General features: G+C 44.2%; 7 protein-coding genes. 4 read left to right on the forward strand and 3 right to left on the reverse strand.

Annotation, left to right across the window (positions count from 1 at the left end; translation table 11 throughout):
* Positions 1-153 precede the first annotated feature (153 nt).
* A complete protein-coding gene (locus tag KNQ13_RS06940; RefSeq protein ID WP_014969509.1) occupies positions 154-411 on the forward strand; it encodes a hypothetical protein in 258 nt (85 codons plus the stop codon).
* Between the two features lie 87 nt (positions 412-498).
* On the opposite strand, the gene KNQ13_RS06945 is transcribed toward KNQ13_RS06940, so the two are convergent.
* Both KNQ13_RS06945 and KNQ13_RS06950 read right to left on the reverse strand, forming a co-directional pair.
* Entirely contained in the window at positions 499-2,133 is a 1,635-nt protein-coding gene (locus KNQ13_RS06945; protein WP_209548215.1) for a peptide ABC transporter substrate-binding protein, read from the reverse strand.
* A gap of 108 nt (positions 2,134-2,241) precedes the next feature.
* Entirely contained in the window at positions 2,242-2,925 is a 684-nt protein-coding gene (locus KNQ13_RS06950; RefSeq protein WP_014969511.1) for an MgtC/SapB family protein, read from the reverse strand.
* 119 nt (positions 2,926-3,044) lie between these two features.
* On the opposite strand from KNQ13_RS06950, the gene KNQ13_RS06955 reads away from it, so the two are divergent.
* Positions 3,045-4,439 (forward strand): basic amino acid/polyamine antiporter, encoded by a 1,395-nt coding sequence (locus KNQ13_RS06955; RefSeq protein ID WP_014969512.1) that lies wholly within the window; start codon positions 3,045-3,047, stop codon positions 4,437-4,439.
* Positions 4,440-4,534: 95 nt separating this feature from the next.
* Here KNQ13_RS06955 and KNQ13_RS06960 read toward each other — a convergent pair whose 3' ends face one another.
* Positions 4,535-6,574: a sensor domain-containing protein gene (locus tag KNQ13_RS06960; RefSeq protein WP_026830869.1), complete on the reverse strand. Its 2,040-nt coding sequence runs from the start codon at positions 6,572-6,574 to the stop codon at positions 4,535-4,537.
* A gap of 171 nt (positions 6,575-6,745) precedes the next feature.
* On the opposite strand from KNQ13_RS06960, the gene KNQ13_RS06965 reads away from it, so the two are divergent.
* Both KNQ13_RS06965 and KNQ13_RS06970 read left to right on the forward strand, forming a co-directional pair.
* The gene (locus KNQ13_RS06965) at positions 6,746-7,948 is read left to right on the forward strand and encodes an ornithine--oxo-acid transaminase (RefSeq protein WP_026830870.1); all 1,203 of its coding nucleotides are present in this window, start codon (positions 6,746-6,748) and stop codon (positions 7,946-7,948) included.
* A gap of 101 nt (positions 7,949-8,049) precedes the next feature.
* Positions 8,050-8,247, forward strand: a complete 198-nt coding sequence (locus KNQ13_RS06970; RefSeq protein WP_014969515.1) for a CsbD family protein — start codon at positions 8,050-8,052, stop codon at positions 8,245-8,247.
* Positions 8,248-8,362: the final 115 nt, after the last annotated feature.

An 8,362-nucleotide genomic window follows, 5' to 3' on the forward strand; every position in this document is an offset into this window, starting at 1 on the left:
ACCTTTTCTTAATAGTTTTCCGGTTGAATCATTATTTGATCCTTGTTATAGTAGGTCTTATCATCTTACTGAAATTAGCTGTTCAGCTGAAACTTTTTATCGTTTTGTTCGTAAAAAGTAATATAGTTTTTAGAATAAGAAAGGATTGATTCAATGGATAAGTCATATTTTGAAGGGCATGAAAAGTTGATTGCTGATGTATATCGTTCTTTCATCGATCAATTTCACGAATTACCAATGAACCGTCGAACGAAACGTCAGTTGCGTAATCTTGCGTTTTCAGTAATACGACAAGCGGGTCCGACCTATCAGGAACGTACCGTCTTGTATGCATTTTTTGCAGAATTTTTCCGCGCTGTCGAAGAAGGACAGCGAGAAGAAATCGAGTTTTATAAACAAATCGCACAGTAAAGACCCCGATCGGCTCCGGCAGAAGGGGTCTTTGTTGTATAGAAAAACCGGTAATCAAGTTCAACTTGATTACCGGCAGGAATCCTCTTATTTCACTTCCATCCACTTGAAGCTCATATCTGCTCCGAACGGGTGACGGTATAATTTATCGATGTTTGCACGTTGCAAGTAGGCTTCACCTTTTTGATAGATTGGAGCAATCGCATAATCGTCCGCTAAAAGCATTTTCTCTGCTTCTTGGAGTGTCGACCAACGTTTCGCTTCATCCGGCTCTGCCTTCGCTTCTTTGATCATTTTGTCGAACTCTTTGTTCGAATACTCCATCCGGTTAAAGCTTCCGTCCGTCAACCACATATCGAGGAACGTCATTGGATCCTGGTAGTCAGGTCCCCAGCCGGCAGCTGAGATATCGTAATCGCCTTTCGCTTCAAGATCGAGGAAGTTTTTGAACGGTTGTTGTTTGATGTTGATCGTCAGACCCGGAAGATTCTTCTCAAGGTCACCTTTTAAGAATTCAGAAACCTTTTTGAAGGCATCTTCATCACGTGAAAGCATATCGACTTCAATCGTTTTGACACCAAGTTCTTTGAGACCGGCATCCCATGCTTTTTTCGCTTCTGTTGCATCGAAGCTTTGAAGATCCGGATATTTTGTACGGAAGTCTTCTCCATCCGGTGTGAACGTAAAGTCTTTTGCGACGATGAAGTTAGCTGGTTTTGAACCATCATTTAAGATGACATCTGTAATTCCTTGTTTTTCAAAACCAAGTGCAAGTGCTTTCCGGATATTTTCGTTTTTAAGAGATTTATTTTTTTGGTTGAAACGCAGGAAGTTGATCCGGGCGTCCGGGCGAGTTTTATAGTCTTCCGACTGTTCGTATTGTGAGACGAACTCGGATGTGATAGGTGCAAAATCAACGTCTTTGGATTCAAACAAGTTAACACCCGTCGAAATTTCCTTGACGACCTTCACATCGATTTTTTCCATTTTAACATTCGCTTTATCCCAGTAATCCGGGTTCTTTTTGTATGTCCATCCGGCGTTCGATTGCCAATTATCAAGGATGAAGGGTCCGTTGAAGATCATCGACTCGACATTGGTCGCGAACTTATCACCTTTTTCTTCAACAAACGATTGCTTGAGCGGCAAGTAAGTAGGGAAACTTGTCAAACCGAGGAAGTAAGGGGCTGGAGCTTCCAGTTGTACTTCAAGTGTTTGATCATCAACCTTCTTGACACCAAGTGAATCAAGTTCAGCTTCACCCGCTAAGATTTTGTTGGCATTTTTTAAATCTTGAAGAATATAGGCATACTCGGCTCCCGTTTTCGGGTCGAGTGCACGTTTCCAAGAATAGATGAAATCGTCAGCCGTGACAGCCGAACCATCAGACCATTTTGCATCTTTCCGGAGTTTGAATGTATAGGTTTTTTTATCGTCAGACACTTCGACACTTTCCGCGATACCAGGAGTCGGTTTATTTTCTCCATCAAGACGGTACAACCCTTCAAAGACGTTGTTCGTGACGATGATGGACGTCGAGTCTGTTGTTTTTGTTGGATCGAGTTGTGGAACATCCGTTGTTGAGATGAGCGTCACTTCTTGCTTCTTTTCTTTTGATGAGGATGATTTTCCATCTGATTCGTTGCTTTGGCCACAAGCTGCTACTGCCAGCAGCGCCATGCTAGATAATCCAGCAAAGGCAATTTTTGTTTGTTTTTTCATGTGAACGATGACCCCCTGATTAAATTAAAATGATTTCAGAAAAGTGTGAACATAATGTAAATTTAAGTGAAAACGAATGAAAATGCAACATAAATTTTCTGACAATTCTCACTGATCAAGGTCTATATGCTCAATTCCCAGTGTTTTCAAGTAGTCATAAAGTATGAAAATCGTCAGTTTATGTGGCGAATACATCCGTAATGTCAACTGTTGCGGATGACCGCGTAACCGAATGTTAGTGATTCGGATCCCTTTTTGTTCCAAGGCTTTTTTAACAGTCTGGGCATCGGTTTCTTTAGATAAAGTGAGATGAGCGACGATCACATTCGCTTCGAAGCGACTATTGTTAAATCGTTTCATGATCCAGGTGATGCCTTCTAACGAGAAAAATAAGAAGAGGACTAGAAACGTCGCTTCCATGATAAAACCGGCGCCGACTGCGATGCCAATCCCACTAGCAGCCCATATAATCGCGGCTGTCGTCAAACCACTGACGATATCATGCGGACGTCTTAAAATCACGCCAGCACCAATGAAACCAATCCCGGCGACGACTTGAGCGACGAGCCGCATCGGATCCATTTGAACATTCGGGGCAATCGTGCTGTAGAGAATGACCGATTTGATGGAAACGATGGTTAACAGACAACTGATCAGGGTAATTACGAGGCTAGTACGTATACCAACGGGCTTATTTTTGATTTCACGTTCAAAGCCGATGATGATTCCAAATATCGCGGCAATCATCAATTTCAGAAAGTCTTCCAGTTGGAACGAATGGATCCAATTCATGATAACCAAATCCTTTCTTTACAATGGTTCTGATTTTGTTATAATGAGTTTTGTGTCTTTCGAATGAATATACGTTTGATATGAATAGATATACAAGAATTAAAGGACGTGTGTAGAGAATGAATCAACAAAAAATTGGCTTTTTCGCATTAGCCGCAATGGTCATCGGTTCAATGGTCGGCGGGGGAGCATTTAATCTTCCTGGAGCGATGGCTCAAAAAGCGAGCGCAGGACCGATTCTGATCGGTTGGGGAATCACGGGTCTCGGTATGATCATGTTAGCACTCGTTTTTCAACACCTTGCGAACAGTAAACCGGAACTTGAAGGTGGCATCTACGCCTATGCACGCGAAGGGTTCGGACGGTTTATCGGCTTCAACAGTGCCTGGGGATATTGGGTCTCCGCTTGGATCGGGACAGTCGCCAACATCACGTTGGTGTTTAACGCACTCAGTTACTTTTTCCCGATTTTTTCATCAGAAAATCGTGTATTTTTACTGGCAATGAGTGTTGTCGTCGTCTGGGGATTGTTCTTTATCGTCTCCAGTGGAATCAAGGAAGCGACACTCGTCAATTTAATTACGACGATCGCCAAATTGGTTCCAATCTTGATTTTTATTTTATTGGTGGCAATCGCCTTTAACGTCAAGACGTTTAACCTCGACTTTTGGGGAGAAGGAACGGAATTAGGAAGTATCTTTACGCAAGTCAAAGGAACGATGCTCGTCACCTTATGGGCCTTTGTTGGAATTGAAGGAGCCGTCGTCTTATCAACCCGTGCGAAAAAACGGAGTGATGTCGGAAAGGCGACAGTCATGGGACTTGTCGGTGTACTCGTCATCTATATCCTGATTTCTGTTTTGTCACTAGGTGTCTTGAGTCAAGCAGAACTGGCCGGATTACAAGAACCGACGATGGCATATGTGCTCGAAGCAGCGATCGGTCCGTTTGGAGCAACACTCATCATGATCGGTCTGATCATTTCTTTGTCAGGTGCTTTACTCGGATGGACGATCCTTGCCTCTGAGATTTCCTATCTCGTCGCAAAAGATGGTGCCTTCCCGAAATTCTTTGCGAAGACGAACCGGAAAGGGGCTCCAGTCGGGGCGTTGTTGATTACGCAAATCGCGACACAACTGGTTGCAGGAATCGCCTTATTCTCTGCGCAAACCTACTTGGTGTTATCAAGTATCGCAGGTATCTGTGCCTTGTTGCCTTATTTACTGTCAGCCATCTACAGTGTCCGTTTCTCAAAAGCAGAACGTAATCAAAAAATGTTGATTTTCTCAACGATTGCGGCACTCTATTCACTTTGGCTTGTTTATGCTTCAGGTATTTGGTATATCGTCATCGCAGCGCTTGTCTATGCGCCAGGCATCATTGCTTACCTGATGGCAGAACGTGAACAAAAACGTGGAGGCATGTCGCGTTATGAAATGATCGCGAGTGGTATCCTTGTCCTTTTAGCGGCAGTTGCCGTATACGGAATGGTCGTTGGACAGATTCAATTGTAAGAAAAACCTGTAGAGACTAACTGAAGTCTAAAGAGAATGCTCCCATCCAACTAGGATGAGAGCATTTTTTTATGCCGAAAACCCGCAAGATTGGCTCAAATTTCAGGAGTCGACGGACCAAACCGCTCTTCAATCTCTGTGACAGACAACGGTTCTGAGAAAATGAAGCCTTGCATTTGCTGACACGCAGTTGCTTCTAGGTAGCGTAGTGCACTTGCCGTCTCGACGCCTTCCGCCACAAGATTCAAGTTCAGATTCCGACCAAGTTGGATGATGGAATCCAGTAAACCGTTTTCCCCTGAATCGATTCCATCAATGAAGACTTTATCGATTTTTAGTTCATCAATCGGAAAGGCACGTAAATATTGGAGAGAAGAATACCCTGTTCCGAAATCATCGATCGAAAGTCGGAAACCAAGCGACTTGATCAACTGCATCCGTTCAACCGTCCGTTGTGTCTGAAGGATGGCGATATTTTCAGTCATCTCCAGAGTGACGAAACGTGGATTGATTTTTTTTTGACCAACGATATGCTGTAACGTCCGAACGAATGAGTCACTTTGGAACTGATGCGGAGAGATATTGATCGCCATCGTCAAATCATCTGAAATACGTTCTTGCCATTTTGCCAGCTGCTCACACGCTTCAAGGACGACCCAGTTATTGATCGGGGTGATCAAAGCAGCTTCTTCAGCTAGAGGAATGAACTCGTCAGGGGGAATGCTGCCGAGAGCGGTATGGTTCCATCGTAGCAAAGCTTCGAATCCGTCGACCTGTTTCGTTTTTAAATTGATGATCGGTTGATAGGCTAAATGGAGAGAGTGATCCTCAAGTGCTGTAAACAATGAGCGTTCCAGTTGCAGTTTCCGTGTGAACTGTTCGTCCATTTCATGGGTCAAGTATTGAATCGTACCTGTCCCGATAGCTTTTCCGGCATATAAGGCCATTTCCGAACGGCGATACAGATCATCTAACGATTTGGCCTCGGACGGGTAGGTGGTGATTCCAAAGGTACACGAAATAATCAAGGAATGACCATTGATATAGTAGGGACGTTGAAGAGCTTGTTGTAATTTTCGCGCATACTGGAACAAACCATTCCGATCCGTGACCACCACCAGTAAACCAAACAAATCGCTTGTCGGGTGAAAGGTCAACTTTTGTTCAGCATGTTGTGAAAGGCGTTTCGCTAACGCCTGAAGCAGCTGATCTCCTACATGGGTCCCAAAAGAATCATTGATGACTTTGAACCGGTCGATATCAAATAAGATGAGCGAGATTGGAGTTTGATCTGTCGCTTCTGAAAATAAAGTATTGCCTTCACGGAGAAATCCACGTTTATTCAACAGATGGGTCATCTCATGATGATGGACAAGAAAATCGAGTTCCTGCTCTAGCTGTTCGGTTTCGGTGATATCAGTACCGATGAAGATATGCTGGAAACGGACGCCGTTCACATCATAGATTGGAATTAGAGTGGCTTGAAGGACTTTTTCTTGATCACCGTTCGTCAGGATGGGCAGCTTTCCGGACCACGCTTTTTTCTGCTTGATTTGTGAGCGGATCGTCGAAAGGACCTCTTCGGACGAATTCAACAACATCGTCCACGGTTGGTCGAGTAACGTCTGCGGACAAAAACCGGTGAGGTCTGTCATGTTGGTATTGGCATATTGAATCGTGCCGCGTGCATCAAGGACGAGGACGCAAGCGATTTGGTCAAAGGCATACCGTAAATCCATCAGTCCTTGAAACAGCGGTTTACTATTTGTCTGCTGATCCGATGAAGGGAGCTGGCAGAAAAACGCCCCAATCACCTCATTTTGTTCATCGAAGAGTGGTGAGACAAGTAACGTTGCCGTCAGCTGTTCGCCAGATTTATGCAGAAATGTCGTGTTCGGCAGTTGCATCGATTGACGTCGTTCTAAAAACGACTGCCAGATTTGTCGACTAAAGGCGGCATCCTCTTGATCGAGGAGGGGAACAAGCCGGCCCGTGATTTCTTGGGCAGACCACCCCCAATAGGATTCAGCAGCTTCGTTCCAAGAATGAACGGTTAAATCCACACGTAAGATGAATGCAGGTAAAGGGAACCCTTGCATGACAGTTTCATAGGAATTGATGATCGGACGATCCATTACGGGCGCACACTCCTTTTAGTTAACAGAGATGACGGTTCACTTGTCTTGTCTATTCCCAATATATTCAATTCTCATGCAAAGAAGTCCTGTATTTCGATTGAAGATTATCGCGTAGAATCTGTTATAATCATCTTGAAAGCGTTTTCTAAGTAAAAAGGGGGACTATTCATGAATCAAACAGAGAAAATCATCACACAGACAGAAAAATTCGGGGCTCACAACTATCATCCACTGCCAATCGTTATTTCAGAAGCAGAAGGTGTCTTCGTCAAAGACCCAGAAGGTCGACAGTATATGGACATGCTCAGCGCCTATTCGGCGGTAAACCAAGGACATCGTCATCCAAAAATCATTGATGCCTTAAAACGCCAAGCCGATAAAATTACGTTGACGTCACGTGCTTTTCACAATGATCAGCTCGGTTTCTTCTATGAGAAGGTCGCACAACTGACAGGAAAAGATATGGTCTTGCCGATGAATACAGGGGCAGAAGCGGTCGAAACAGCCGTTAAAGCGTCGCGTCGTTGGGCATATGAAGTGAAACAAATTCCGGGAGATGCAGAAATCATCGTCTGTGAAGGCAACTTTCACGGACGAACGATGACGGCTGTCTCGATGTCAACGGAAGCAGAGTATCGACGTGGTTTCGGACCGCTCTTGCCGGGAATCAAAACGATTCCATATGGCGATTTAGAAGCATTAAAAGGAGCAATCACGGAAAATACAGCAGCGTTCATCATCGAGCCGATCCAAGGCGAAGCAGGGATCTTGATTCCGTACGAAGGATTCCTGAAAGACGCACAAGACGTGTGTAAGGAACATAATGTCTTGCTTGTCTCGGATGAAATCCAATCAGGTCTTGGACGTTCAGGAAAATGGTTTGCGTCAGACTGGGATAACGTAGTACCGGATATGTATATCTTAGGTAAAGCGCTTGGTGGTGGCGTCTTCCCTATTTCATGTGTCGCGGCGAATCGTGACATCTTAAATGTCTTCAACCCGGGATCGCACGGTTCGACGTTTGGTGGAAATCCATTAGCCTGTGCCGTCTCTGTCGCTTCACTCGAAGTATTAGAAGAAGAAAAACTACCAGAACGTTCACTTGAGCTCGGCACGTACTTCATGAATCGTCTCAAAGAGATCGATAATCCGTTGATTAAAGATGTTCGTGGTCGTGGGTTGTTTATTGGCGTTGAACTGACGGAAGCAGCCCGTCCGTATTGTGAAGCTTTAAAAGAAAAAGGATTACTCTGTAAAGAAACACACGAAACGGTTATCCGCTTTGCACCACCACTCGTCATTACGAAAGAAGAATTGGACTGGGCATTTGAACGGATCGAACAAGTACTCGGTGTATCAGTCGCACAGTAACGGAGAACTCCCTGTCGGAAACGATGGGGAGTTTTTTAGGTTTGAATCTGTTTCAGTTGGGAACATACTATTATGCGGTAAAAAAATAAGGGGGAATGAACATGTCAAACGATAGTGGGTTAAACAAAAAAGCAGATGGTATGGTTGATAAAGTTGCTGGAAAAGCGAAAGAAGCGCTTGGAAAAGCAACGGGGGATAAGTCAACAGAACGTGAAGGCAAAAAAGATCAGCTGAAAGGCGACGCGAAAAAGACAGTTGGGAATGTTCAACAAAACCTTGATGATATGAATCGTCGTTAATGTAGATCCAATAAGGTCCCTTTTCATGAACTGCCCCATAAAAGTTGGACATAAAAATCCAACTTTTATGGGGTGTTTTTTATGGTCAAATATACGAAGGCGTTTAAGATCAAGG

Origin of the sequence: Exiguobacterium sp. s128 (assembly GCF_018618815.1) — a bacterium.
GTDB lineage: Bacteria > Bacillota > Bacilli > Exiguobacteriales > Exiguobacteriaceae > Exiguobacterium_A > Exiguobacterium_A antarcticum.